Source organism: Collinsella stercoris DSM 13279 (genome assembly GCF_020735465.1).
Classification (GTDB): domain Bacteria; phylum Actinomycetota; class Coriobacteriia; order Coriobacteriales; family Coriobacteriaceae; genus Collinsella; species Collinsella stercoris.
Window position 1 is genome coordinate 1,312,346 of record NZ_CP085935.1, and the last position, 25,198, is coordinate 1,337,543.

General features: G+C 63.3%; 23 protein-coding genes and 1 other RNA gene. 13 read left to right on the forward strand and 11 right to left on the reverse strand.

What is annotated here, in order from left to right; genetic code table 11:
• The first annotated feature begins 209 nt into the window (after window positions 1-209).
• The 9 genes from hisG to hisE all read left to right on the forward strand — a co-directional run bounded on the left by hisG (window position 210) and on the right by hisE (window position 8,296).
• Entirely contained in the window at window positions 210-1,979 is a 1,770-nt protein-coding gene (hisG, locus tag LK434_RS05635) for an ATP phosphoribosyltransferase (protein ID WP_006720188.1), read from the forward strand.
• A gap of 108 nt (window positions 1,980-2,087) precedes the next feature.
• On the forward strand, window positions 2,088-3,503 hold the full coding sequence (gene hisD, locus LK434_RS05640) for a histidinol dehydrogenase (RefSeq protein WP_006720187.1): 1,416 nt from the start codon (window positions 2,088-2,090) through the stop codon (window positions 3,501-3,503).
• A gap of 2 nt (window positions 3,504-3,505) precedes the next feature.
• A complete protein-coding gene (gene hisC, locus LK434_RS05645; RefSeq protein WP_040360520.1) occupies window positions 3,506-4,588 on the forward strand; it encodes a histidinol-phosphate transaminase in 1,083 nt (360 codons plus the stop codon).
• A gap of 15 nt (window positions 4,589-4,603) precedes the next feature.
• The gene (hisB, locus tag LK434_RS05650) at window positions 4,604-5,203 is read left to right on the forward strand and encodes an imidazoleglycerol-phosphate dehydratase HisB (RefSeq protein ID WP_006720185.1); all 600 of its coding nucleotides are present in this window, start codon (window positions 4,604-4,606) and stop codon (window positions 5,201-5,203) included.
• A gap of 11 nt (window positions 5,204-5,214) precedes the next feature.
• Entirely contained in the window at window positions 5,215-5,940 is a 726-nt protein-coding gene (locus tag LK434_RS05655; protein WP_006720184.1) for an imidazole glycerol phosphate synthase subunit HisH, read from the forward strand.
• Window positions 5,941-6,057: 117 nt separating this feature from the next.
• Window positions 6,058-6,798: a 1-(5-phosphoribosyl)-5-[(5-phosphoribosylamino)methylideneamino]imidazole-4-carboxamide isomerase gene (locus LK434_RS05660; RefSeq protein WP_006720183.1), complete on the forward strand. Its 741-nt coding sequence runs from the start codon at window positions 6,058-6,060 to the stop codon at window positions 6,796-6,798.
• Window positions 6,799-6,801: 3 nt separating this feature from the next.
• Window positions 6,802-7,584, forward strand: coding sequence for an imidazole glycerol phosphate synthase subunit HisF (gene hisF, locus LK434_RS05665; protein WP_006720182.1), 783 nt, complete (start codon window positions 6,802-6,804; stop codon window positions 7,582-7,584).
• The gene (hisI, locus tag LK434_RS05670; protein WP_006720181.1) at window positions 7,584-7,907 is read left to right on the forward strand and encodes a phosphoribosyl-AMP cyclohydrolase; all 324 of its coding nucleotides are present in this window, start codon (window positions 7,584-7,586) and stop codon (window positions 7,905-7,907) included. The genes hisF and hisI overlap by 1 nt, the downstream gene beginning before the upstream one ends.
• Window positions 7,908-7,978: 71 nt before the next feature.
• Window positions 7,979-8,296, forward strand: coding sequence for a phosphoribosyl-ATP diphosphatase (gene hisE / locus LK434_RS05675; protein WP_006720180.1), 318 nt, complete (start codon window positions 7,979-7,981; stop codon window positions 8,294-8,296).
• A gap of 91 nt (window positions 8,297-8,387) precedes the next feature.
• Here the strand turns inward: hisE and nagB are convergent, their stop codons facing one another.
• The 6 genes from nagB to LK434_RS05705 form a co-directional block, all read right to left on the reverse strand.
• Window positions 8,388-9,116, reverse strand: coding sequence for a glucosamine-6-phosphate deaminase (gene nagB, locus LK434_RS05680; protein WP_006720179.1), 729 nt, complete (start codon window positions 9,114-9,116; stop codon window positions 8,388-8,390).
• 503 nt (window positions 9,117-9,619) lie between these two features.
• Entirely contained in the window at window positions 9,620-10,117 is a 498-nt protein-coding gene (locus LK434_RS05685) for a PTS sugar transporter subunit IIA (RefSeq protein WP_006720177.1), read from the reverse strand.
• An 82-nt stretch (window positions 10,118-10,199) separates the two neighbouring features.
• The gene (gene glmM / locus LK434_RS05690; RefSeq protein ID WP_006720176.1) at window positions 10,200-11,537 is read right to left on the reverse strand and encodes a phosphoglucosamine mutase; all 1,338 of its coding nucleotides are present in this window, start codon (window positions 11,535-11,537) and stop codon (window positions 10,200-10,202) included.
• Between the two features lie 142 nt (window positions 11,538-11,679).
• Entirely contained in the window at window positions 11,680-12,075 is a 396-nt protein-coding gene (gene rpsI / locus LK434_RS05695; protein WP_006720175.1) for a 30S ribosomal protein S9, read from the reverse strand.
• Between the two features lie 3 nt (window positions 12,076-12,078).
• Window positions 12,079-12,522, reverse strand: a complete 444-nt coding sequence (gene rplM, locus LK434_RS05700) for a 50S ribosomal protein L13 (RefSeq protein WP_006720174.1) — start codon at window positions 12,520-12,522, stop codon at window positions 12,079-12,081.
• Window positions 12,523-12,889: 367 nt separating this feature from the next.
• Window positions 12,890-13,762, reverse strand: coding sequence for a patatin-like phospholipase family protein (locus LK434_RS05705; protein ID WP_006720172.1), 873 nt, complete (start codon window positions 13,760-13,762; stop codon window positions 12,890-12,892).
• Window positions 13,763-13,987: 225 nt separating this feature from the next.
• Between LK434_RS05705 and ssrA the strand changes: the two genes are divergently transcribed.
• Window positions 13,988-14,355, forward strand: a transfer-messenger RNA (tmRNA) gene (ssrA, locus tag LK434_RS05710).
• A gap of 126 nt (window positions 14,356-14,481) precedes the next feature.
• Here ssrA and LK434_RS05715 read toward each other — a convergent pair.
• The 4 genes from LK434_RS05715 to LK434_RS05730 all read right to left on the reverse strand — a co-directional run bounded on the left by LK434_RS05715 (window position 14,482) and on the right by LK434_RS05730 (window position 19,110).
• A complete protein-coding gene (locus tag LK434_RS05715; RefSeq protein WP_040360518.1) occupies window positions 14,482-14,904 on the reverse strand; it encodes a DUF2871 domain-containing protein in 423 nt (140 codons plus the stop codon).
• A gap of 133 nt (window positions 14,905-15,037) precedes the next feature.
• Window positions 15,038-16,798 carry an SEC-C metal-binding domain-containing protein gene (locus tag LK434_RS05720; protein WP_006720169.1) on the reverse strand — a complete coding sequence of 587 codons (1,761 nt, stop codon included), beginning with the start codon at window positions 16,796-16,798 and terminating at the stop codon, window positions 15,038-15,040.
• Window positions 16,799-17,100: 302 nt separating this feature from the next.
• Complete coding sequence (locus LK434_RS05725; protein ID WP_006720167.1) at window positions 17,101-18,054, reverse strand: tRNA dihydrouridine synthase; 954 nt, start codon at window positions 18,052-18,054, stop codon at window positions 17,101-17,103.
• Window positions 18,055-19,110 carry an alcohol dehydrogenase gene (locus LK434_RS05730; protein ID WP_227917658.1) on the reverse strand — a complete coding sequence of 352 codons (1,056 nt, stop codon included), beginning with the start codon at window positions 19,108-19,110 and terminating at the stop codon, window positions 18,055-18,057.
• A gap of 613 nt (window positions 19,111-19,723) precedes the next feature.
• Here LK434_RS05730 and LK434_RS05735 point away from each other — a divergent pair.
• The 3 genes from LK434_RS05735 (at window position 19,724) to LK434_RS05745 (ending at window position 24,301) form a co-directional block, all read left to right on the forward strand.
• Window positions 19,724-19,960 (forward strand): hypothetical protein, encoded by a 237-nt coding sequence (locus tag LK434_RS05735; protein ID WP_006720163.1) that lies wholly within the window; start codon window positions 19,724-19,726, stop codon window positions 19,958-19,960.
• A gap of 175 nt (window positions 19,961-20,135) precedes the next feature.
• Window positions 20,136-23,087, forward strand: a complete 2,952-nt coding sequence (locus LK434_RS05740; RefSeq protein WP_006720162.1) for a family 20 glycosylhydrolase — start codon at window positions 20,136-20,138, stop codon at window positions 23,085-23,087.
• A gap of 773 nt (window positions 23,088-23,860) precedes the next feature.
• Window positions 23,861-24,301 carry a rhodanese-like domain-containing protein gene (locus LK434_RS05745; RefSeq protein ID WP_006720159.1) on the forward strand — a complete coding sequence of 147 codons (441 nt, stop codon included), beginning with the start codon at window positions 23,861-23,863 and terminating at the stop codon, window positions 24,299-24,301.
• Window positions 24,302-24,462: 161 nt separating this feature from the next.
• Here the strand turns inward: LK434_RS05745 and tsaA are convergent, their stop codons facing one another.
• On the reverse strand, window positions 24,463-25,194 hold the full coding sequence (gene tsaA / locus LK434_RS05750) for a tRNA (N6-threonylcarbamoyladenosine(37)-N6)-methyltransferase TrmO (RefSeq protein WP_006720158.1): 732 nt from the start codon (window positions 25,192-25,194) through the stop codon (window positions 24,463-24,465).
• Between the last annotated feature and the right edge of the window lie 4 nt (window positions 25,195-25,198).

Here is a 25,198-nt window from a genome sequence, read left to right on the forward strand (position 1 = left end):
CGTTCGCCTAGGCTCACATGCGAGGCCCGCCGAAAACGGCACCAGGGACGCTCCACCCCCATGGTGCATTTTATGGTGCATTTTGCACCCGTCCCCAATTGCACCAATTTGCATGTTAAGAGTTGGGTGCAGCGGCCTCCCACACACTCCATCATGCTAAAGTGTCCGCACGAAGACAACAGGCACCCAGATGATGAGAGAGGGACGACATGGCAACGGCACCGCGCGGATTCAGAGATATCCTGCCCGACGAGGCGGAGATGCGCGAGCATATCGTCGCGACGGTGAAGGCCCGTCTCGTGCACCATGGCTACCGCCCCATCGAAACGCCCCTCATCGAATCGGCGAGCGTCGGCGGGGCCAACGCCTGGAGCTCCGATGCGCCGTTCAATCTCTTCGACGACAACGGCGCACTGCTCGCCGTACGACCGGACAACACCACCTCGGTGGTCCACGCCATCGCCGCACGCATGAGCGAGCGTGACCTGCCGCTGCGCCTGCGCTATGAGGCGCCCGTCGTGCGCCAGCAGCCCCGCGGCACCGCGCAGGCACGCCAATTCACCCAACTCGGGTATGAACTCGTGGGCGAGGGCGGGGACGCCGCAGACGCCGAGATGACCCTCATCGCCGCCGAAGCACTCGATGACCTGGGGCTCAATTCTTGGCAGCTCGTCTGCGGCAGCGTCGTTCCCTATCAAGCCCTCCTCGAGCTCGGCGTCGATGAGGCACTCGCCAACGAGGCGCTCGCGCTCGTCCACGCCAACAACTACATCGACCTTGACGAGCTCGCCGTCACAAGCGACCTACCCGTCGCACTCCAGTGCGCCATGCGCGAACTTCCCCGCATCACGGGTGGCCCCGAGGCGCTCGACCGCGTTGACGCCCTGCTGCGCGCCGCCGGCTCCACCACCTCCACGACGACGGAGCTGCGATCGCTCGTCCAGCGCCTGACCTCGTGCAACGCCGAGCTGGCGAGCCATCTCTCTTTCGATTTCTCCCTCATGAGCTCATTTGGCTACTACACCGGGCTGGTACTCAAAGCCTACGCAGGCGACCTCGCCGATCCCGTGGGGTCGGGCGGCCGTTACGACGCGGTGCTCGACGCCGCCCTTGAGCAGGGTGCGGCAGCCGCTGGCTTCGCGTTCTCCCTCGAGCGCCTCACCGAGGTGTTGGAGGCGCAGGCCGAGCAGGCACCGTGCGGTGACATCCGCGTGGGCGAATCGGCAGGTACCGTGCGCCCCGGCTCCGCTGCCACCACGAATCCCGGCGCATCAGCGACGGTCGGCGAGCAAGCGCCCCTGCGCATCGCCGTGCCCAAGGGTTCGTTGAAGGACGACACCATCGCCGCGCTCGAGGCCGTCGGCATCGACGCGAGCGGACTGCGCGACCCCGGGCGTCACCTGATCATACGCACGCGCGATACGCGCGAGGGCGAGGGCGCGATCGGTCCGGTCGAGCTCGTCATCGTGCGCGCCACAGATGCCCCCGCCTTCGTCGCGCTCGGAGGGACCGACTGTGGCATCTGCGGACGCGACTCGCTCATCGAGGCGGATCTCGACCTGCTGCAACTCGTCGATTTGGCGTATGGAACCTGCCGATTCATCGAAGCCGAACCAGCAGGACGTGCCGAGGCGACCAAGCGCTCCTATGCCCGACGCGGATGCCTGCGCGTGGCGACCAAGTACCCGCGCATCGCGAGCGCCTGGTACGAGGAGCGCGGCGTGAATGCCGAGGTGGTGACCTTGCACGGTAATATCGAGCTCGGTCCCATCGTGGGGCTCGCCGATCGCATCGTCGACATCACCGCCACCGGTACGACCCTGCGCGAGAACGACCTCGTGATCACCGGCGAACTCATGACCTGCACCGCACGCTTCTTCGCGAATCCCGGCCGCGCACGACTCGACCCGCGTGTGCGTGAGCTCGCCCGGCGTCTCGCTGCCTGGCGCGACGAGAGCGCCTGCGACGACGCGCATTAAGGCCGTCAACGCGCTCGATACGCACGTTGAGTTCCCGCCCCTCCCCCATCGACTCGGGGCATCGGTCCATCGGACCCCTCCGCGCCCCAGCCCCAGAAAGGCCCGCATATGAACACCGTCACCCTGCTCCCCGGCGAGCGTCTCACCGTATCCAACCTTGGGCGCGAGGGCGCTGTTCCGGCAAAGATCACCCAAGCTGCCGCGAACATCATCGCCACCGTGCGCGCGAAGGGTGATGCAGCACTGCATCGGTACGCCGCCGAGTTCGATGGTGTCGACCTCACCGACTTCCGTGTGCCGCAGGAGCGCATCGACGCCGCCCTCGAGCAGGTGGATGCGTCCCTCATCGCTGCCCTCGAGAAGGCCGCCGCGCAGATCCGCGACTTCCACCAGCGCCAGGTCCGCCAGTCATGGTTCACCACGCGCGCGGACGGCACGCTGCTCGGCGTGCAGGTGACGCCCGTGCGCGCCGCCGGCATCTACGTCCCCGGCGGACGCGCCCAGTACCCCTCGACCGTGCTAATGAACGCCATTCCCGCCAAGGTCGCCGGCGTGGAACGCGTCGTGATGGCCACGCCTCCCCAGCGCGACGGAGGAATCTCGCCCGCCACGCTCGCCGCGGCCAAAGTCGCCGGCGTCGACGAGATTTACCTAGTGGGCGGAGCCCAGGCCGTCGCCGCGCTCGCCTACGGCACCGAGAGCATCCCGCGCGTGGAGAAGATCACGGGGCCGGGCAACGCCTACGTGGCAGCCGCGAAACGCCTTGTCTCGGGCGATGTGGGCATCGACATGATCGCGGGGCCCTCCGAGGTCTGCGTGCTCGCCAACGCGAGCGCCGAGGCAGCCGTGGTCGCCGCCGATCTCATGGCCCAGGCCGAGCACGATCCGCTGGCGGCGTGCTACCTCGTAACTGAGAGCCCCGAGCTCGCGCGCGGTGTCGAGGCGGCGCTCGAGGTCCTTCTCGCCCAAAGCCCGCGCGCCGAAATCACCCGCACCTCCCTCACCGACCAGGGGACCATCGTAATCGCGCCCGATCTCGCGACTGCGATTGACGCCGTGAATACCATCGCCCCCGAGCACCTCGAGCTCCACTGCGCCGATGCCCTCGGGCTCGTCGGCTCCATCCGCAACGCGGGTGCGATCTTCGTGGGCGCTTGGAGTTCCGAGCCGCTGGGCGATTACGTGGCGGGACCCAACCACACCCTGCCCACCGGCGGCACCGCGCAGTTCTCCAGCCCGCTGTCCGTCGACGACTTCGTTACGAGCTCGTCAGTCATCTGCTACACGCCGCAGGGCCTACTCGCCGACGCCCCCGCCACCCAGACCATGGCGCAGGCCGAGGGCCTGTGGGCGCACGCGCTCTCCGCGGGGCTGCGCCGCCGCCTTATCGACGAGGGCGCCCCTGCCGTGGCGACCAAGGTCCTCGCCGAAGCGGACCTCACCGCCATCGCCTGGCCCGCCGACGATGCCGCAACGGTGGCGTCCGGCGTCGGACGCCCCACCGCTCAAGGGGAGGTGAGGTAACCGTGGCAGAGCTCTCCACCCGTGTCCAACGCCTCATGCAGCCGCACCTGCGCTCCATCGAACCGTACGATCCGAACTTCACGGCCACACGCATCAACCTCTCCGCAAACGAGAACACCCACCCCCTGCCGGCGAGCGTCCGCGAGGCCGTGGACGAGGTACTCGCCGCGACCCCGCTCAATCGCTACCCCGACCCCATGTCGGATGCGCTACGTGACGAGATTGCCGCCGTGAACGACGTCTCGCGCGCCCAGGTCTGCGTGGGCAACGGCGGCGACGAGCTTCTCTATAACTTCCTGCTCGCTTTCGGCGGCCGGAATCGCTCCGTCCTCATCTGCCCGCCATGCTTCTCGGAGTACGCGTTCTTCGCCCAGCTCACCGAGACGAATGTCCGCACTGCGGGCCGCGATCCACGCACGCTCACCTTGGACGAGGAGGCGCTGCTCGCCTGCGCGCGCACCTGTGACCTCGTGATTGTCACCTCGCCCAACAACCCAACCGGCGACCTGGCCGACCTCGGCCTCATCGAGCGCGCCTGCCACGCGTGCCACGGTCTGGTGATGGTGGATGAGGCGTATATCGAGTTCGCCGGTGAGGATGCCTCGGCCCTGCCCCTCCTCGCGCACCTCGACAACCTCGTCATCCTGCGCACGCTCTCCAAGGCCTACGGTGCGGCCGGGACGCGCTGCGGCTACGTAATGGCCGCCACGGACATCATCGACGCGCTCTCCGCCGTGCGCCAGATCTACTCCGTCAACGTCCTCACACAGGCAGCCGCACTCGCCCTTGTGCGGAAGCGCGGCGCCCTCGAGCCGCTCACCGCCTCCATCGTCACCGAACGCGCACGGCTGCAGCGTGCCCTCGAGGAACTCCCCGGCATCACCGTATGGCCGAGCAGCGCGAACTTCCTTTTGGTGCGCATGGCAGGCGCCACCGCCATCCGCAACCGCCTACGCGACGAGTACTCAATCCTCGTGCGCGACTTCAGCGCCGCGGCTGGTCTTGAGGACTGCCTGCGCATCACCGTGGGAACGCCCGAGGAAAACGACGCCGTCATCGCGGCGCTGACCGAACTTCTGCCTTAAGGAGGACCGATCGCCATGACCGATTCCGCCAACCGCCGCGCCGTCGTCACGCGCGTCACCGGGGAAACCGACATCACCGTCGAGCTTGACCTTGACGGCACCGGCACCTGCTCAATCGATACCGGGGTACCGTTCTTCGACCACATGCTCAACGCCTTCGGGCGCCATGGCCTGTTTGATCTCACCGTTCGTGCCACAGGAGACATCGAGGTCGATGCACATCACACCGTCGAGGACACCGGCATCGTGCTCGGCCAGGCATTCACCCAGGCGCTCGGAGACAAAGCGGGCATCACGCGCTTTTCCGACGTGTGCATACCCATGGACGAGACGCTCGTCCAGGCGGCCGTTGATATTTCGGGACGCGGGCAGGCGTACTGCGACCTTCCCATTCCCACCGAGCGCGTGGGCTCCTTTGACACCGAGCTCGCCGTCGAGTTCTTCTACGCCCTCGCCCGCGACGCGCGCGTGACGCTGCACGTACGCGAGCTCGCCGGAGCGAACTCGCACCACATCATCGAGGCAGCCTTCAAGGCGGCTGGCCGCGCGATGCGCTACGCCTGCGAACTCGACCCCCGCGTGAACGGCGTGCCCTCCACCAAGGGCTCGCTGTAAGGGAGGCATCCGTGAACGAACCGAGCATCGTGGTGGTCGACTACCACAAAGGCAATCTGTCGAGCGTCGTGCGCGGGCTCACGCGCGCGGGGGCGCGTGCCTTCGCGTCCGATGACCCCGATGCGATCGCGAGCGCCGATGGCATCGTCCTGCCGGGCGTCGGCTCGTTTTACGACGCGATCTCGTACATGGCCGAACACGGTCAGGACCGCGCCGTGATCGAAGCCACACACGGCGGCAAGGGCACGCCGTTTTTAGGCATATGCCTGGGGCTGCAGTTACTTTTCGAACGCGGTGACGAGGGCGTTCCCGCAGACGCGCCAACCGTCCCCGCACCCGACCCCCGCGGCACGGGCCTCGACGCCGGTTCGATTTTCGAGGCCGACGGGACGCGCTGGGTGCGCGGGCTCGCCATGCTTCCCGGCAGTTGCACGCGGCTCGAATCGGCGCGTCTCAAGGTTCCCCATGTGGGCTGGGATCAGGTGCACCTTACCGAGCACGGGCACCCGTGCCCCTTGCTGGAGGGGTTCGCCGAGGGGTCGAATGTCTACTTTACCCACTCCTATGCCCTCGGGGCCGACGTCGATGAGGACGACGTGGCGGGCGTCACGCACTATGCACGCAACTTCGCCTCCGTTGCGGCGCGCGGCAGCGTCTTCGGCTGCCAGTTCCACCCCGAGAAGTCCTCCGCGCATGGGCACACGATTCTTCGCAACTTCGTGCGCCTGTGCTCCTAGGAGCTCACAGCGTGCCCCGGGAGTTACACCTCTTCGCATCGCCCGCACCGCATCCCCCTGCGTCGCACCCCACCACGCCCGCACCGCATCATCCACCCTCTACCGAGGAGGCCCCTCGTGATCCTCTTTCCCGCCATCGACCTGATTGACGGTAAGGTCGTACGCCTCGAACGAGGCGACCGCGGCCGCATGAAGGTCTATTCCGACGACCCCGTCGCCATCGCACGCGAATTCTCGCAAGCGGGCGCGCGCTGGATCCACGTCGTCGACCTCTCCGCGGCGTTCGGCGAAGACGACGGCGCATGCGCCGCGAACATGCGCGCGATTCGCTCGATTTGCTCCATAGGGGGGCTATCGATCGACGTCGGCGGCGGCGTCCGCTCCCTCGCACGCATCGACCAGCTCGCCGCGGCGGGTGCCAAGCGCATCGCCCTCGGCACCGTCTTGGTCACTGAACCCGGGTTTGCCGAGGTCGCAGCGCGTGGATTTGGAGAGTTGCTCGTTGCAGACGTCGCTGCCCGCGACGGGCAGGTCAAGGTCAACGGCTGGCGCGACGGTGTTGGGCGCAGTTGCGACGAAGTCGTGTCCGAACTCGCCTCGCTGGGATTCAAGCACCTCGTGTTCACCGATATTGCCCGCGATGGCATGCAGACGGGCATCGATGTCGATGCGTATCGCTCGGTCGCCAGGGTGGCCGGATTTCCCGTAGTCGCCTCGGGCGGCATCTCGACACTTGAGGACATACGGGCCCTTGCCGCCGCCGGACCGGAAGTCATCGAGGGAGCCATTACCGGACGCGCCCTGTACGAAGGCTCCTTCACGCTCGATCAGGCGCTCGATGCGGCGACTGGGAGGTAGATCATGCTCACCAAACGTGTTATCCCCTGTCTTGATGTGCGCGACGGGCGTGTGGTCAAGGGCGTGAACTTCGTCGACTTACGCGACGCCGGCGATCCCATCGAGCTCGCCGCCGCCTATGACCGTGAGGGTGCCGACGAGGTGGTTTTCCTCGACATCACCGCCACGAGCGACAACCGTGTCACGACTATCGACATGGCTGCCCACGCCGCCGCCGAACTCGCCATCCCCTACACCGTGGGCGGCGGATTCCGCGACCTTCCCGGCATGCGCACCATGGTTGCCGCCGGCGCCGACAAGGTCTCGGTTAATTCGGCTGCGGTGCGCGACCCCGATCTCATCACGCAAGCCGCGGCCGCATTCGGCAGCCAAGCCGTTGTGGTGGCGATCGATGCCAAGCGCGTGGGCAAGCCCGGAGCGCCCGGTGCCGATCGGTGGGAGGTGTACCTTGCCGGTGGACGCACCCCCACTGGCATCGATGCCGTTGCCTGGGCAGAGGAAGCGGCTCGCCGCGGGGCTGGTGAGATCTTGCTCACCAGCATGGACCGCGACGGCACGAAAGCCGGGTTCGATCTAGCGCTCACCCGTACCGTGGCACGCGCGGTGTCCATTCCCGTCATCGCCTCAGGCGGCGTGGGCACGCTCGAGCACTTCGCCGAGGGCGTACTCGAGGGCGAGGCCGACGCCGTACTCGCCGCAAGCGTCTTCCACTTTGGCACCTACTCGATCCGCCAGGTGAAGGAATACATGGCCGCCCAGGGCATTCCCGTGAGATTGGACTTCTGATGAACATCGATGACCTGCGATTTGACGACCGTGGCCTCATCACCTGCGTGGTGCAGCAGCACGATACGGGCGAGGTACTCATGGTCGCCTGGATGAGCCGAGAGTCGGTGCGCCTCACGCTCGAGACGGGCACCACCTGGTTTTGGAGCCGCAGCCGGCAGGAGCTCTGGAACAAGGGCGCTACCAGCGGCAACATGCAGCGTGTAATCGAGCTGCGAGCCGATTGCGACGCCGATACGCTGCTCGCGCTCGTCGACTCGCCCGGCCCCGCGTGCCATACCGGAAACCGAACCTGTTTCTTCAACGCGCTCGAGGCGGAATAACGTCATCCGTCGGCGCGGCGCAACGGCGAACCACCGTCCCACGTCATCGCATCATCGAACAGGAGACCAACATGGGAGTCAGAACCGCCAACGTACAACCCGGTAACATCGGCGAGACCCTCGAGGGGCTGGCCGCTACCATCCACGCGCGCCGCGATGTCTCTCCTCAGGAGAGCTATACGGCACGCCTGCTCACGGATGTCGAGGACGAGCTGCTTAAAAAGCTCGCCGAGGAGGCCAGCGAAATCATCATGGCCTGTAAGGATCGCGATCACGATCACATTCGCTACGAGGCGGGCGACCTGGTATATCACCTGCTCGTGACCCTCGAACGCTATGGCATCTCGCTCGACGAACTCGCCGGCGAGCTCAATGCCCGGATGAAGTAGTTCCCGTCATTCGCCCGCAGGCGTTCAGGCGTCGGGGCGGTTAAAAAGGGCCTCGGCGCGCAGCCGAGGCCCAGGGACAATGGAGCAACGATTACTTGCAGAGCGACAGGGCCGCGTCGTCGGCGATGACCACGCAGTTGGGGTGCAGCTGCAGGATAGACGCCGGGCAGGAAGGCTGAATGGGACCGAAGCACATGTCGTGCACGGCCTGAGCCTTCTTCTCGCCATTGGCGATCACGAGCACCATGTAGGCGTTCATGATGGTCTGGATGCCCATGGTGTAGGCCTGGCGCGGCACGTCATCGATGTTGTCGAACAGGCGGCTGTTGGCCTCGATGGTGCTCTCGGTGAGGTCGACGCAGTGCGTGCCCTTGGAGAAGCAGGTGTCGGGCTCGTTGAAGCCGATGTGGCCGTTGTTGCCGATGCCGAGCAGCTGCAGGTCGGGGTAGCCGGCCTCCTCGACGATGCGATCGTACTCGGAGCAGGCGGCGTCGGCGTCGGGGTCGGAGCCGTCCGGCACGTGGGTGTTGGCCTGGTCGATATTGATGTGATCGAACAGGTTCTCCTTCATGAAGTAGTGGTAGCTCTGCGGATCGTCGTGGGACAGGCCGCGATACTCGTCCAGGTTGTAGGTGCTCACCTGGGAAAAGTCCAAGTCGCCGGCCTCATAGGCCTTGATGAGGTTCTGGTAGGTGCCGATGGGCGTGGAGCCGGTGGCAAGACCCAGCACGCAGGTGGGGTCGGTCACGACCTGAGCGGCGATGATGGCCGCCGCCTTGCGGCTCATGTCCTCGTAGTCCTTGGCGTGGATGATACGCATAGCGCGCTCCTTTCCTCCGGGAAATCAAATCCCGATCAATGCGGCCCCGTCGGCCGCAACCAACGAAAGACGCGCACCATCCAGGGCGAGGGCGCGTATGTTAAGAGTCCCCACCGTGTCGAGGCCCCTGCCCGTCCACAGCGACTTGGGCCCCTACACCCAAGTACCTCTATTGTGAAGCATGCCGCGGGAATTGCAAGGGGTCGCAGCTCGTCCGGCACCGCGCTCGTCGCGTACCGAATGCACCCAGCAGAACTCCAACGTCGCGCGCGACCCCAGCATCGCGCGCACCGCGCCGTCCATGCGCCAAGCACGCAAGGCGCCCCGTTGCGACTTGCTCGCAACGGGGCGCACAGAAGATATGCGCGGGGAACGCCGGCGTATATGCATGGGATCGGAGCGACCGTGGTCGCCGTCCTGAAGACGGCCCCGGACTCGCAGTGGGTGCAGTCCCGAAGGCGGCCCCGAACTCACAGCTGACGCCGTCCTGCCCAAATCCGCACTTATCGCGAGCGCGTCACGATGAGCTGATCGAGCTCAGCCACGTCCGCACCCTCGCAGCCCTTGATGCTCGCGTACTCCGCGGAGTTGCAAATCAAAATGGGAACCGTCAGGTCATAGCCCTCGGCGGCGATCGCGGGTCCATCGAACTCGATGAGCACGTCCCCCTGGCTCACCACATCGCCCACGGCGGCATTCACCTTGAAATGCCTGCCGTCCAGCTTGACCGTCTCCAGGCCAACATGAATGAGGACATCCAAGCCCTCGGCGGTGTGAATCGCCACGGCGTGACCCGTGGGGAAGATCGCCTCGATCTTGCCGTCGGAGGGCGCGACCACGCGATTACCCGAGGGCTTGATGGCCACACCTTGGCCAAGCAGGCCCTTGGCAAACATTTGGTCGGCAACCTCGGAAAGCGGGATGACCCGACCTGCGAGCGGCGAGGGCAGCATGCTCGTGCGACTGTTCACATTCAGCGATTTGAGAAATCTGTCGAACATCTATCTCCCTTAAGGATTTCCGTGCCCCTCCATTCTATCGAACAGCGGGGCCGAAAACCAATACCGGAACGCAGAAGCCGCCTTAGGGAAGCTCGCACTGGACGACCGCGACGATCGAGTCGACGGCCGCCTGGGCGGCGTCCTCCGTCTCGGCCTCGGCCATGACGCGCACGAGCGGCTCGGTACCCGACGTGCGCACCAGGATGCGGCCGCGCTCGCCCAGCTGCTCCTCGGCAGCGCGAACGGCATCCCAAACCGGCTTGCAGTCGTCGAGCTCCGCCTTGCGCTCGCTGCGAACGTTCACGAGCACCTGCGGATAGATCTTCACCGGCGAGCACAGCTCGGAGAGCGACATGCGCTCGGCGCGCATGACCTCCATGATGCGCAGGGACGTCATGATGCCGTCGCCCGTGGTCTCGATGTCGCCGAAGATCACATGGCCGGACTGCTCGCCGCCTAGGCTGTAGCCCTTCTCGCGCATGCAGGCCGTCACGTACTTGTCGCCCACCGGGGTGATCTCGTACTTGAGGTTTGCCTGATCGAGCGCCTTGAACAGGCCCAGGTTGCTCATGACCGTGGGGACGACGGTGCCGGCGGTGAGGCGGCCGTGCTTGTGAAGATACGTGCCGCACACATAGAGGATCATGTCGCCGTCGACCACGTTGCCGCGGTCATCCACCGCCAGGCAGCGGTCGGCGTCGCCATCGTAGGCAAAGCCCACGTCGAGCCCCTGCTCAAGCACATGGCGACGCAGGCGCTCCATGTGCGTGGAACCGCAATCGACGTTGATGTTGAAGCCGTCCGGCGCGTTGGAGATCACGCGGACGTCGGCGCCCAACGCGTCGAACACGGGCTTGGCCACCGAGGAGGCGGAGCCGTTGGCGCAGTCGAGGCCGATCTTGAGGCCCTGGAGGGAGAAGTTCGCGCTGGCGATCAGGTGCGCGATGTAGCGGTTGCGTCCCTGCATGTAGTCGACGGTGCAGCCGATCTCATCGCCGGAGGCGAACGGGATCTCGCTCTTGCCGTCGATGTAGTCCTCGATAAGCTCGAGGACCTCCTCGTCCATCTTGCAGCCCTCGCCGTTCATGAGCTTGATGCCGTTGTCGGTGTAGGGGTTGTGGCTCGCCGAGATCATGATGCCGCAGTCAAAGCGACCGTCGACGGTCTCGTACGCAACGCCGGGCGTGGGGATGACATGCACCATGTAGGCGTCGGCGCCCGACGCGACCAAGCCGGAGATAAGCCCCGACTCGAACATGTAGCTCGATCGACGGGTGTCCTTGCCCACCACCACGCGGGCCTTGCGCCCCTGACGCGCGCCGTAGTACCAGCCAACATATCGACCGATCTTGTACGCATGCTCGACCGTGAGCGTGGTACCGGCCTCACCGCGAAATCCATCGGTTCCGAAGTACTTCATACAGGGTCCTTCCGTTTATCCGCGCATTGCCTCCGCGCGGTTCAACAACGTGCCTTCGCACATGTCACCATGGTACAAAAAAAGGGCCCGCCGAGTAGCTCGGCAGGCCCAATTCCATACTGGAAACGTGTTCGCAAACGCCTTAGCGCTTGGAGAACTGGGGAGCGCGACGGGCCTTCTTGAGGCCGTACTTCTTGCGCTCGACGACGCGGGCGTCGCGGGTGAGGAAACCAGCGCGCTTGAGGTCGGCGCGGTAGTCGCCAGCCTCGAGAAGGGCGCGGGCGATGCCCAGACGCAGGGCGCCGGACTGACCGGTGATGCCACCACCATCGCACAGGGCGATGACGTCGAAGGAACCGAGGGTGTCGGTCACCTTGAACGGGGCGAGGGCGTCCTCAACGAGCTGATGACGGCCGAAGTACTCCTCGGCGTCGCGCTTGTTGATGGTCACCTTGCCGGTGCCAGGAACGATACGGACACGAGCAACGGCGTTCTTGCGACGGCCGGTGCCGTAGTAAACAACGGTGTTCTCAGCCATCTTTTAGCCCTCCAGCTCGATCTTAACGGGGTTCTGAGCAGCGTGCGGATGCTCGGTGCCAGCGTAGACCTTGAGCTTGGTCAGCTGCTTGCGGCCGAGGGTCGTCTTGGGGAGCATGCCGCGGACAGCGCGCTCGACGACCTTCTCCGGGTGCTTCTCCATAGCCTGGCGGAAGGACTCCGCCTTGAGGCCGCCATTGTAGCCGGAGTGACGGTAGTAGGTCTTGTGGTCGGCCTTGTTACCGGTAAGCTGGACCTTATCGGCGTTGATGACAACCACGAAGTCACCACAGTCGGAGTTGGGCGTGAACTGGGGCTTGTTCTTGCCGCGCAGGATCTTGGCAACCTGGGCAGCGAGACGGCCCAGCGTGGCGCCCTCGGCATCGATGAGGACCCAGTTGCGGGCAACCTCACCCTGCTTGGCGTAGTGAGTCGATTTCGAAATCACTTTTCCTCCATGTACAGTACGTGTCTTAACAGAGTTTCACGGGGCTCTGGAAAGTAACTTGTCAATAATACCGCCCCACGTTGCGAAGTCAACGCATTTCCGACATACGTGCAGAACTTCTGCACAGGCGGCGAGCGCAAAAAGGAACCCGGGGGCCATCGCGCCTACCCGGGTTCCCGACCTCTCCGCCCTCTGATGGGACTTCTCTGAGTATCTCAGTGGAGAGGACCCTTTGTTCACTCTTCTTATACCATGAAGTGCCAGCAGGTAGTCTTACTGGTATGAGAAATCAAGACCAACCGGTAAGCGGTCGATATTCAGCCGCCAACGGAATGCGCGGTATCGGCGTCACGCCTCCGTCCAGCCCCTATTTGCCCACGAACTCCCGTATCTCATCAATATGGGCAACCGCCTCTTGGCGGCCCTGAATATACAGATCGAGCAACTTCGCCGCATCGTGCTCGACATGCCCCACCTCAACGGGGCGCGGCGGCGCCAGCACAAATGCCCGGCCCTCACGCTCATATTCCCAAATATGCTCGCGCTGCTCGTTGTAGCGCACGTGACGATTCTCCATTGCCTCCAGCAAATACGGATATGCGGCGTATGCGCGCTGAGCAGCCGGCATGAGCCCATAGGTGCCCTTGACGTAATCGCGATCCTGCGTAAGCACCACAATCGCCCGGTCAAAACCCGCATCTTCGAGCGCATGCTCAACCGGTACGGAATCGGCGGCGCCACCGTCCAGATACAGGTGCCCGTCGATCTCGACAGGCTGCGTAACCAGCGGCAAGGACGTGGAGGCGCGCACGGCGTCGATGTCGAGCATTGCATTGCAAACCGGCAGGTACGCGGCAGTTCCGAACATCACATCCGTGGCGCATGCATACATTTCCATGGGATTTGCCAGATAGGCGTCATTATCGAAGGGGTCAAGGCGATCCTGCACGTCGTTAAGCATGAAATCGTAGCCAACCATGCTGCCGGTGGTAATGAGCGACTGAGCGCCCATGTAGCGCGGATCATTGCAAAATGCCAGGTTCACGCGGTTTGCACGGCCGATCTGACGGCTCTTGTAATTCAGGCCGTTGAGCGCACCCGCAGAGGTTCCGTAACACGCTGCGACCTCAACGCGGTGCTCCATGAGAACGTCGAGCACGCCCGCGGTGAACTGGCCACGAAAGCTGCCGCCCTCCAAAACAATCGCAACCTTACCCGCGTTTTTCGCCTTGTCTTCCATCTGAGCTCCTCTCGTCTGTATGACTTGTACCCCAATGAGTCGTGAAGATGAACAGATGTCCGCAAATCAAGGGGGCTTCTTCTCCCGCTGTGCGTCACATGAGTGCCCTGAAGACGCTCGAGACGCGAACGTGGTATACTATTCGCTTACGGATTGCGCCACGTTCGCAGTTCGGGTACTTTGACAGGTCGTCGCCGCTCATGCGGCACCACGACCCTCACATGAGGGGCCGACTGGTTTCGACACGATAGTTCTGAGAGAGGAAGCAGGCCGTGGTCTCCTCGCCCACGTTAAACAGGGGTACCGTCAAAATGAATTGACAAGAATTCTTCTTTTGAGCCCCAGCTGGCTCTCGCTGCTTAATTTATAGCGGCGCGTCAACCCGGTGATTTCCCCGACACCGGCGCGACGTCATTTGAGGGGAATGCTCCCGCGCACGTGATCGGTATGGCGCGGGCTAAGACCGAACCGGTTGGGACGCCGAGAGCGTGTCGCTCCGCGCGAGGCGTCCGAGACTAAATGAGTGACTGAGCCTGGAGATGCCGATCAGGGAGCTGTCGTGGACCGGAGTTCGATTCTCCGCGGCTCCACCATAGGAGAATTAGGCGAACTGTCAACCACGGTTGACAGTTCGCCTTTTTGTTATCTTCTCCACCATCCACCAGCTGCGATACCGCCCGGCGGACATAAGTCGCCGGAGGTTTTTCTTTGGCTTGCCATCATCTCTTCTCGGCACGGGCCACGGCGCGTTTGACGCCCAGCAGGATGAGCACAATGCTCACACCCAAAACGATATGGCCCAACCCGGCGATGCCGGAGATCGCCGCGTCCATGCCGCGGGCAAGATCGATGCCCAGAACCTGGGGCACGCCGCGAACCACGAGCATGAGGGCGGTAACGTTGAGACCCACGTGGTAGGCAACCACCGCACGGGACACGGAGCGGTCGGCGATGTGCAGGGTCTTCTCAAGCACGAGGAACAGCAAGAACATGATCATGCCCAGCGCGAAATAGTGCGTATGGACAAACGCCAGCGTGGTGACGCCATCGAACCCGTTGAACTTCGTGAATTCGCGGAAGAACACACCTCCGACCATCGCAAGAACTGCATACAGCAGAGCGCTATTCGCATACCTCTTCATGAGAGCCGCCTCTCTATCGCGCCCGTCCCATCGGGCGGTCATTTACCATGCCATCAGGGTACCAGAGCGCGCGGCATTTGATATCGTTTTTGCATCATTACCGTAATTCCCAATGAACGCTCAACACGTTCGTTCAGCTCCTTTGCCACGAGGCCCCAACGATGCGTCGGCGCCGCTTTCCGCAACACTCCCCATACGCCTTGCCCGAGCCGCATGGGCACGGGTCTGCGTCGCTCACGCGGATCTCGCTTCCGTCCGGCGCGTAAAACACCTTACGACCCGTCAGGTGCTCCATGTGCTCTCGTCTTGACCAGCCGTTATCATCCCACGAGGGCAGTGCCTGGTAGAAATTGATGACGAGGCGAATGAGCTTCACCGTGGAAGGCGCTTCGTACGGATATCCATAGAGCTTCAACGCGCGCACGGCAGATCCGAGCGAGCCCGTGGCAACCACGGAGGTCATCAGATCCTCGACCATGCGATCGGCGAAGAAATATTCGTTCTCCCCATCCGGCACGATGCCATCGAGGAAATTCCTAAGTGCTATGGCCTCCGGCAGCGAACAGGCAAAATCGAGCCATCCGTCTTTGACCAAATCGGAGCTGAGCGGACAGCGCGGGGTGGCACGGTGCTCTTGGATAAGCTGGTCGATATACTCGTTGGTTTGACTCTCAAAACGATCATAGGCAGCCTGGATGCGAGCTGCCGTCGTATCGTTGGAGGGACGTGAGTCGAGCTGTTCGCGCAACGCATCAAAGAGCTCATCGACCGTCGCACCGCCCTCTTCCATTGCGGCGAGAAGACCGAGAAGCGCCCCGTCCCCGCACTCCTTGACTGCATCGTGCACGAGGCAGGGAACGCTCAGCACGCGATTGGCTACGTACTCGGTACCATGGCGGAAGACTAGCCCCGTGCGGCACAGACTCCAATACCTGCCAGATGCGACACCCCTGAATTCTTCGAGTGAGATGGGCGTGAGCGTCATTTCCGCATACAGGCGGTACGCCTCTGCCAATTCGATCACACCGTACAAGTACGTACACGATTCAATCACTCGAACGGCCTGATCCAACGGGAACCCAATGGCTTCGAGCTCACCACAGTCCTGCGCAGGCGTGGATTCCCCCTGCCCCTGGGGTTTTACTTGGCAATCGGCCACCCCCTCTCCCTCAAGCGACTCAAGCAGCGCCACGGCCTCTTGCTCAACGAGCTCAGCGCGCTCTTCTTCGGGAAGGCCATAGAGCACGCCGCGATGGAAGCCCTCGCTGGGCTCGTCCTCGTGCTCGGCATCATTAAGCAAGTAATCGATCTTGTTTTGGAGGGCGCGCGTCTTCTCGGCGCGCGCGGCGAGTTTGAACGTCCGCGAATCCGAGATGGGCGGGCATTCCACAGACGCAGCGTACGCATTCGCTTCCTCTTTTGACAGAGGGGGCAGCCCATGCACGCGCATGGGCTCTTGCATCACGATGACATCGCCGAAAGGAAGCAAAGCGCCCTCAACGCAAACGGGAAGCACCGGAAATCCGAGCTCCAGGGTCTCCCCAAAGCCACTCACCCTGAACAAGATGCCATCGCCCACGAGCAAGGCAGTACCGTCTTGCACTTCGAGCACGATGTATATGCCAAACAGGGCATCTTTCCAGCTCCGGACCAGATTCAGCTCAGAAGCCGACAAGCGATAGACTTCCTCTTGCGCAAAGTCATCAATCACGTCGGGCGTGTGCCACAGCTCCTGCAACACGAGCAGGCATTTTTCCTCAAGTTCAGGTTCAATGGGCCAAGCTGGACTGAATACATCGAAAACCGGCACAACCCCCAAGCGCTCGTTGGCGTACGTCATGAGCTCGCGAAGGAGCCCATGGTATTCCCTTTGTTGCGCCTCATCCATGCGCATGGTCTTCCCTTCGACGCCACATCGCGCGGACCTTTTAGAATGGAAAGCCCAACGCTCCCGATTCCCTTAGAAATCATGACGCACCAATGGGACAATTACCAGTTACTCATATTCACTCCCGATATGCCGGACACAGATAGCTGCGGTAATGGAGTGCTTTTGGGATGACGACTCGTGAGTCTAGGCCGATTCTCATGTGGTTTTGCTTTTGTGGTCCATCAACTGGCCGTTTTTTTATTAAGGTGCATAGATCTTTGACGGCGCATCCGAGCGTCAACCCGCGTAGCTACCGCCGTGGGCACCTACCCCGAGAACCGGGCAACAGCGGCAAGAGACTGGGTATTGAACACCTTTTCAACCGCAACCTCATACTCATTGATCTTCCGGACCTTCCGCACCGCGCGATGGACGGCCATGGGGTCGGCGAGGGCGCACTTGGCGTAGAACCACCACTCCTTCATGCGGAAGACCGCGTTGCCGCCGATTTCATCGACGTATGCATGAAACAGCTTGTCGTGGAACTGTTTGAGCTCGGAGGCTGTTGCCGGTACACCACCGGCAAGCATGCGCACAAGTGCCGGATTGGCGAGCAGGCCGCGGCCGAGCATGACGTGACGGGTGGCAGGGTATGCGGCGCAGAGGGCGCTCGCGTCCTCGGGCACGAAGATGTCTCCGTTGTATGCCACCGGGAACGGAGCTCGAGCGAGCGTGTCCCCGTAGCGCCCTTGTCGGGGGCTGCCCGTGTACCGGTCCTTTTGCACGCGCGGGTGCACGATGAGCTCCGCGAGCGGCAGGCTGCGATACAGATCGAGGATCCGCTCGTACTCGGCGTCGTCCTCCAGGCCCAGGCGCGTCTTGACCGAGACGGGGATCGGCGAGCGCTCGCACACGTCGCGGAGGAACACCTCGAGCTCGTCGAGGTTGCGCAGGAAGCCGGACCCCTTGCCCTTGGAAACCACCGTGCCGGAAGGGCAGCCGAGGTTCAAATTGACCTCGCGGTACCCCATGTCCGCAAGCAACTTTGTCGCCCACACGAACTCTTCCGCGTTCTTGGTGAGCAGCTGCGGGATGACGTTCAGCCCCTCGTTGTTGGCGGGGTCGATCTCCTTGAAGGCCTTGCCGCCAAACGACGACCCCACGCGCGGCGGGGCCAGAAACGGCGTGTAGTAGCGGTCGAGCGCACCGAAGCACTCAGCGTGCACGCGTCTAAACGCATGCCCGGTGATCCCCTCCATGGGGGCGAGCGAGTAGATCATCTAGCGATCCTCCCAAGGCGTGATGACCAACTTGAGGCAACCGTCCTCGTGCGCCTCGAACGCGCGGTAGGCCTCCACGACGTCGTTGAGCGGGTAGCGGCCGGAGATGAGGCAGCCCGTGCCGATGCGGCCCTCCCGCACCAGGCGCATGGTCTCGCCCATGTTGCACGCGTCCACGCCGCCGGTCTTGAAGACGAGGTTCTTGCCGTACATCTCGTGCAGCGGCAGCGTCTGCGGGCCCTCGTACATGGCGGAGAGCACCACCACGCCGTGCGGGCGGGCGATGCGCCAGGCCATCTCGAAGGTGTTGGAGCCGCCGGCCGCCTCGATCACGCTGTCGGCGCCTCGGTTATGGGAGAGCTCGCGCACCGCGGCCTCCACGGCGGCGAGGTCCATGCCGCTCGCGTCGATCGCCTCGTCCGCCAAGCCGCGCTCACGGGCGAGGGCCAGGCGCGCGGAATCGATGTCGATCGCGATGATGCGGGCGGGCTCGTGCAGGCGGGCGCACATCATGGTGGTGAGGCCGACCGGGCCGGCACCGATCACAGCCACCGTGGAGCCGGCCTCAATCTGGGCGATGCTCGCGCCCCAATGGCCCGTGGCAACGATGTCGCCCAGGAAGAGCGCGTCCTCGTCGGTCACGCCCGCGGGGATGGGCGCGCACGTATGGTCCGCATGCGCCACGCGCACGAGCTCGGCCTGGCAACCGTCCTCGCAGCAGCCGAGCTCCCAGCCGCCCTCGATGCAATTGTTGACCCAGCCGCGCTCGCAGTAGAAGCACTCGCCGCAGAAGGTCTCGCAGCTCACGGCCACGCGGTCGCCGGGCGCAAGGCCGCGCACGCCCTCCCCCACCTGCTCCACCACGCCCACGAACTCATGGCCGAGCACCGTGTCGGGCGTGGCGCGCGGCACGGCGCCGTGGATGATGTGCAGGTCGCTCGTGCAGATGGTCGAGCGCGTGACGCGCACGATGGCGTCGGTGGGCGCCTGCACCTGCGGCTCGGGCCGATCCTCGAGCGCGATGTGTCCGTTGCCGTCGTGTACCAGGGCTTTCATGGGGGGCTCCTTATCGCTTGTCTACCGGCAATGATAGGCGATTGGGAAGACGGTCAACAGGGTGCGAAACGGCGCACATTTTGGGTTTACGTCCGGCGAATCCGCACTCCGAAAGCCGTACGGTTTTTTGATTGTGGTCAAAATACCCTGTCCGTGCGCCGAAACGCCGCTGGGATAGGCCCGAAACCCCTATACACTTCTTGGATGGCAGTCATCTGTCCATTATTTCTGCTCCTGAACGCTCTCCAAGATGGAAATGAGAGTGAAATGCCCAGCATCGGGAGCTTTCGCGGCTGTTTCCCGACTCTTTTCAGCGCACAGGTAGGGTATTTTGACCAGAGCTTCGAAAACGTACGGCACCCGACGGGCAAAAACCGCGCCTTTTCTTCGCCTCAGTTTTTGGCATGCATAAGCGTTGATGGCTACCTGCGATAATTCAATGACTCATGTATAGCTCATCCGCCCTTCCATGTGACAAATCAACAATCACCGAGGAGGAGCTCGAGCAGGCCCGGTCGACAGGGCACGGCCGCTACGTCTACGGATTATTCTCACGGTCTGGATTCAACGACGATATCGAGCGACGCGAGGCAAGGACGAACACCTGGTCGAGGTGAGCTTTGAGCTGTGCGACTATAAATTGGCCATGGTTCTTCGCGCGGCACACCTCAGCGGCATGGCCCCCGGCGAGTTCGTGAACATCGCGATCAGAGAGCGTCTTGACTATCTCGAATCCCAGATGGAAGACAAAGACGACGGAAATGAGGAAAAGGCTGCACCCCCTGAAGGGCAGGGTGCGGAGTGGCAAGAGGGACAGAAGCGAGACGAGGACGCCGCGAAGCCGAGATAGACCGAGGCGGCGGGGCGCAGACGTCATGGCTCCGAGCTTGCGCTGAGCGCCGACGCATCGATGCCGTTCGGGGCAAAAGAGGGACTCTTCGCCGAAATGAAGACGCGCCGGAAAAAAGCAACCACCATAGTGGGGAAATGCCGAGTCGAAGCTTACCCCAAGAAAGGAATGGGCTATGGTTCATGCAACAACCCGCAACAGATTGCTGGTGGGTGCAACGCTCATCGCGCTCGTCGCGCCGCCGGTCGTGGCACCGTGGAGCGCAGGGGCAACCGAGTACATCCAAAACAATACGACACAAGTGACCGCCACACCTCAGGGGCAGGTCGCTAACTTGGCCCTCAACGATTTCGCCACCGTGAGCGCCTCCGGCACCGAAGCCGGAACGCAATGGCAGCCCGAGCGCGCGGTCGACGGCGACAAGGGCAAAGATTTTGCCTGGCGCGACAAGGGCGAGAACTTCCGAAGCCCCAATGCCTCGCGCTGGTCGGCGGAAAGCACAGACGAGGGCTGGCTTGCCGTCGACCTGGGCGCTGAGGCGAACCTCGATCACGTGACCGTCACCTGGGGCAAGCAGTACGGCGTGGATTACGTCATCGAGACCTCCAGCGACGGCCAGAACTGGACGCAGGCCGGGGAGACGCAACACGGTGAGGCGTCAAAGGAACAGGAGACCAAGCTCTCCGGCTCCGCCCGCCATGTGCGCGTGCGATTCACCAAGCGCAACAGCACGTGGCCCGTGGGAATCTGGGAACTCGAGGTCTTTGGGACATGGAAGGACAACCCGCCCTCTCGCCCAGACGGGGGCCTTCCATCCGTCCTCCCCATGCCCGTGGTCTATGAGGGACGCGAGGGCGATGCGTTCGTGCTGGACCCCAAGTCCGATATCGTCGCCCCTGGTGAGGCCAAGGGGGAAGGCGAAAAGCTCGCCGAGACCCTTCGCGCATCCACCGGCTACTCCCTAGATGTCGTGGACCAGAGCACGGACGCCGTTGCCGACATCGAACTCTCCGTCGAGGGCGCGCGCGAAGAGGAGGCCTACACGATCGACGTCTCCCATGAGGAGCTCGCCATTTCCGCCTCCACCGCGCACGGCCTGTTCAACGGCTGCCAGACCACCTACCAGCTGCTGGGACCCTGGTCCACCGCGACGTACGTCACCAACGGCCCCTGGTCCGTCCCGGCGCTCCACATCGATGACGCCCCGCGCTTCGCCTACCGCGGCATCATGCTCGACCCTGCCCGCTCGTTCCTCACCAAAGACGAGGTCAAGCAGGCCATCGACGTCCTCTCCAAGTACAAATACAGCTATTTGCACCTGCATCTGGTCGACGACCAAGGCTGGCGCATCGAGATCACCAATGACGGTCGCGAGGCAGGCGACACGATCGACTACACCAAGCTGAGCGAGGTCGGCAGCCAAACCGCAATGGGCACAACCGACCAGCAGGAGAAGCCCGGTATTTCCGGCTTCTACACCCAAGCCGATATGCGCGAGATCACCGCGTACGCGCGCGAGCACCACATCAAGATCGTGCCCGAGATCGACATGCCCGGCCACTCTCAGAGCATGCTGCACTGCATCCCCCAGCTCAACACCCCGGGTTCCTCGCATGACGGCACCAAGGACGCCCAGGGCAACCCGATCAAGAACCCCGCGGACTACATTGTGGCGCCGCACCAGGCCACGGGTGCCGTTGGCAATTCCTATCTCGATCCCAACAGCGACCACACTTGGACGTTCCTCAAGCACGTGGTGAAGCAGGTGGCTGAGCTCACCGATGCCGAATACTTCCATTTTGGCGGCGACGAGACCCACAAGCTCAACACCGATCACCCGGGGCAGGCAAAGCCCTTCTTGACCAAAGCCGCCACCATGGTCCGCGACATGGGGCTCAAGCCCATCGGCTGGAATGAGTGGGCAATCGGTGACATGCAGCCCGGCGACGGCATCCAGTACTGGAACGGCGGCATGGGCGACACCATCGCCAAGATCAAGAACCAAGGTGCCAAGGGCCTGTACTCAAGTGCGGCCCACTGCTATTTCCCGCAAAAGGCGGGTCAGGACATCTGGGGCGCCACATGGGCGACCGGCATCGCCGACATCAACGATTTCTACAATTACGATCCTGCCCGCGAGATGGGTGCGACCGACGATCAGATGCTTGGCGTCGAGGGCGCGATGTGGAGCGAGCACGTTCGCGGCATCCAGGACTTCTTCTTCCCCTCGTTCCCGCGAGCGATGGCGACTGCCGAGGTGGGCTGGACCCCTCAAGCCAAGCGCAACGGCCAGGTAAGCGACCTTCGTCGCCGCATGGCGGACGTGCTACCCCAGCTCACCATTGCCGGGGCCGACTTTTACGCCAAGGACGGCTTGGTGCACACGCCGCAACTTGCGGCCGCAGACGTGATGATCGCGCTCCAGCAAGATGGGAGCGGCGCGACCATCGGATACGGTTATATGCCCGAGACCTACACCCAAGATGCAAGCGCGACCATAACCTGGGATAACGGCACGTCTGCATCGCTGACCGTCAAACAGGCACGCGACTACAGGCCCTCCAACCCCGACAACAATAACAACCGCGCTCAAAACGGCATCTTTGAACTTGTGCTTTCCTCGCCGGTGCCAAAAGAGGCCAAGAGCGGGACCATCGAGTTCAAGGTCAAGGACCAAACGGCCACCGACACGCTGCAAATCGAGCGCGAGGTCGCACCGGAACCGCTTCAAAAGCACACTGTCACGCTCGATCTCAATGGGGGCACCGGCCCTACTGCCACCTTGGAAGTCGCAGACGGCGACAGGCTGCCCGCCATCGCGGCACCCACGTTCGAAGGGCATACGTTCGTCGGCTGGTTTGACAAGGCAACCGGCAAGCCATGGAATATGGACGCGCCCGTGACGTCGGACCTTGTGCTTATCGCGCGCTGGAACAAATCGGCCATGGAGATCGCACCGACGCCGAACAAGCCCAACGGCTCTGAAACAAAGCCCGAGCCAAAGCCCGAACAGAAACCCGGCGCTCTTCCCAGCACCGGAGACGCCGCCACCGTGCTTGGCGTATTCGCGGCTCTTCCGGGCATCGCCGCCCTTGCCGGCGGAACCCTGCTGCGCAAGAAGCGCTAACAGACAAATGCAGCATAGGCCATTCAGAGGGGTCCGACACTCGGGCCCCTCTTTTGCATTTGCCTGCTCCACACAGGCGATCATCTCGGAATTGTTGGTGTAAGCGAAATCGATACATGTGCGAGCTCATGAACGTAGAGGCCCAGCAAGCGGCAGATGCAGTTTGCCGGGCCGCTGGTCGACATAGCGAGCATAGCCGCCCGATATGAGAAGCCAGAAGATCTCTACGCTGCAGACGGGGTTCATCCAAGCAAAGCCGGTTCCCTGCTCATCGCGAATCACATTGCAAGCCTTGCCGGGGAATTGCTTTCCTCTAGACGAGACGCCGTGAGCTCCTTGAGTCGCTGGGCGTCACGCGTTTTCGTGATTGTGGTCAAAATGCTCTGATTGTGCGCTGACTTGGAGACGAGATGCGCGCAGAAACCTAATACATATCCCAGATAGTAGTCATCTGTTCATCATCCTTGCCTCCCGATCCCTCCCCAAGGCGAAAATCGCGGGAAATACGCTGAGTCGCGAGGCTTTCACCGCCGTTTCCCGGCGCCTCTTGGCGCACAATCAGGGTATTTTGACCACACCCAGAAAAACGAACGGCCGCTGACAAGCGAAATCCGCGCTTTCCAGTATGCGAGATTATCGCCCTGCATAGACACTGGCAATTACCTGCGGCAATTCGACAGCCTTTGCATAGCCTTGCTCGCTCTCCTATGTGACTAAGTCACGCTCATTTCCTGATATGCTGAAATCGAACAAGCCCAAGAGAAAGGCACGACATGAACCGTCGCACATTCCTGAATGCCGTATTCCTCGCGAGCGTTATCTCCCTCGCCGGGCTCACTGGCTGCCTTGGCGCACCTACCGGTGACAACGGCAACACAAACAGCGACAGCGGCAGAAACTCCAACTCCTACCAACAGGTTGATGCCGAAGCCGCAAAGGAGCTCATGGATACCGAGGACGATTACGTCATCCTCGACGCTCGCACGCAGACCGAGTACGACGAAGGACACATCCCCGGAGCCATCCTCATCCCGCACGACACCGTGGCGACCGCCGCCGAGAACGCACTGCCCGACAAGGACCAGCTCATCCTCGTATACTGCCGCAGCGGCAATCGCAGCAAGGAGGCCTCGCAGGCGCTCGTGGACCTCGGCTACACCAATGTCGTCGAGTTCGGCGGCATCAACAGCTGGCCCTACGAGGTCGAGAAGTAAGCGCACACGCCACAACACAACCCATCCACCCCAACTGACGGGCGGGGCGAGACCATTCCCCAATCGAGTTCCGTCCTTTTGGCTTGGAGACTCCTCTAGTCGTAGCGGCTTGTGCGCCTACGGTGGGATACGCATTGGCGCGCGCTTGCCCCGCTGCGCCACTAGGCCACGCCGACCACGCGCAGCGACTCGCCGTCGACAGTAAATGCCACGTCGAGCCCCGCGTAGGCCAAATGATACACGCGCTCGGGCTCGTGCTTGCTGCCAGCGCGGCGCGGGTCCTGACGCAGCACCTCGACTAGGCCCGGTAGCTTGGGGGCCGGGACACACCCCTGCAGCTCGAATGGGAAATCGACCACGAGCTCCTGCCATGGCGCTCGGTCGGTCCAACCGCCGGTCGCCTCGGGATGGCTGTCGGCGAAGGGGATGTAGGGCTTGATGTCGAAGATCGGCGTGCCGTCGCGCAAGTCCGCGGCGAGCACGTGGATCACGGGGCCGGCGTCGGTGAGCTCCACGTGGTCGAGCTTCACGCAGGTCAGGCCGATGGGATTGGGCCGAAAGGGACTGCGCGTGGCAAAGACGCCGCGGCGCTCGGAGCCGCCCAGGCGGGGCGGGCGAACGGTGGGGGTCCACTTCGCCGTGGTGCCGGGCTTACTGGCAGTCACCGTGTCCATGGCGATATCGGCCGCCGTTCCACCGGGCGTGCCGTTTTCGAACTCCCAGAGCAGCCACAGATGGCTGAACTCCTCCAAACCCGCTACGGCCTGGGGCAGTGCGAACTCCGGCTCGAACACGATGCGCCCCTGCAAATGCGGCGCCAAGAAGCTGTTGCGCGGAATGCCGAATTTCTGCGGCAGGTCCGTCTCGATATGCGCGATGGGCGTCATTTCCATGCCG

Excerpts from the sequence above, each read along its gene's own strand:
- hisG (WP_006720188.1), top strand. The coding sequence starts at position 210 with ATGGCAACGGCACCGCGCGGATTCAGAGATATCCTGCCCGACGAGGCG.
- hisD (WP_006720187.1), top strand. The coding sequence starts at position 2,088 with ATGAACACCGTCACCCTGCTCCCCGGCGAGCGTCTCACCGTATCCAAC.
- hisB (WP_006720185.1), top strand. The coding sequence starts at position 4,604 with ATGACCGATTCCGCCAACCGCCGCGCCGTCGTCACGCGCGTCACCGGG.
- hisF (WP_006720182.1), top strand. The coding sequence starts at position 6,802 with ATGCTCACCAAACGTGTTATCCCCTGTCTTGATGTGCGCGACGGGCGT.
- hisI (WP_006720181.1), top strand. The coding sequence starts at position 7,584 with ATGAACATCGATGACCTGCGATTTGACGACCGTGGCCTCATCACCTGC.
- hisE (WP_006720180.1), top strand. The coding sequence starts at position 7,979 with ATGGGAGTCAGAACCGCCAACGTACAACCCGGTAACATCGGCGAGACC.
- nagB (WP_006720179.1), bottom strand. The coding sequence starts at position 9,116 with ATGCGTATCATCCACGCCAAGGACTACGAGGACATGAGCCGCAAGGCG.
- LK434_RS05685 (WP_006720177.1), bottom strand. The coding sequence starts at position 10,117 with ATGTTCGACAGATTTCTCAAATCGCTGAATGTGAACAGTCGCACGAGC.
- glmM (WP_006720176.1), bottom strand. The coding sequence starts at position 11,537 with ATGAAGTACTTCGGAACCGATGGATTTCGCGGTGAGGCCGGTACCACG.
- rpsI (WP_006720175.1), bottom strand. The coding sequence starts at position 12,075 with ATGGCTGAGAACACCGTTGTTTACTACGGCACCGGCCGTCGCAAGAAC.
- LK434_RS05705 (WP_006720172.1), bottom strand. The coding sequence starts at position 13,762 with ATGGAAGACAAGGCGAAAAACGCGGGTAAGGTTGCGATTGTTTTGGAG.
- LK434_RS05715 (WP_040360518.1), bottom strand. The coding sequence starts at position 14,904 with ATGAAGAGGTATGCGAATAGCGCTCTGCTGTATGCAGTTCTTGCGATG.
- LK434_RS05720 (WP_006720169.1), bottom strand. The coding sequence starts at position 16,798 with ATGCGCATGGATGAGGCGCAACAAAGGGAATACCATGGGCTCCTTCGC.
- LK434_RS05725 (WP_006720167.1), bottom strand. The coding sequence starts at position 18,054 with ATGATCTACTCGCTCGCCCCCATGGAGGGGATCACCGGGCATGCGTTT.
- LK434_RS05730 (WP_227917658.1), bottom strand. The coding sequence starts at position 19,110 with ATGAAAGCCCTGGTACACGACGGCAACGGACACATCGCGCTCGAGGAT.
- LK434_RS05740 (WP_006720162.1), top strand. The coding sequence starts at position 20,136 with ATGGTTCATGCAACAACCCGCAACAGATTGCTGGTGGGTGCAACGCTC.
- LK434_RS05745 (WP_006720159.1), top strand. The coding sequence starts at position 23,861 with ATGAACCGTCGCACATTCCTGAATGCCGTATTCCTCGCGAGCGTTATC.
- tsaA (WP_006720158.1), bottom strand. The coding sequence starts at position 25,194 with ATGGAAATGACGCCCATCGCGCATATCGAGACGGACCTGCCGCAGAAA.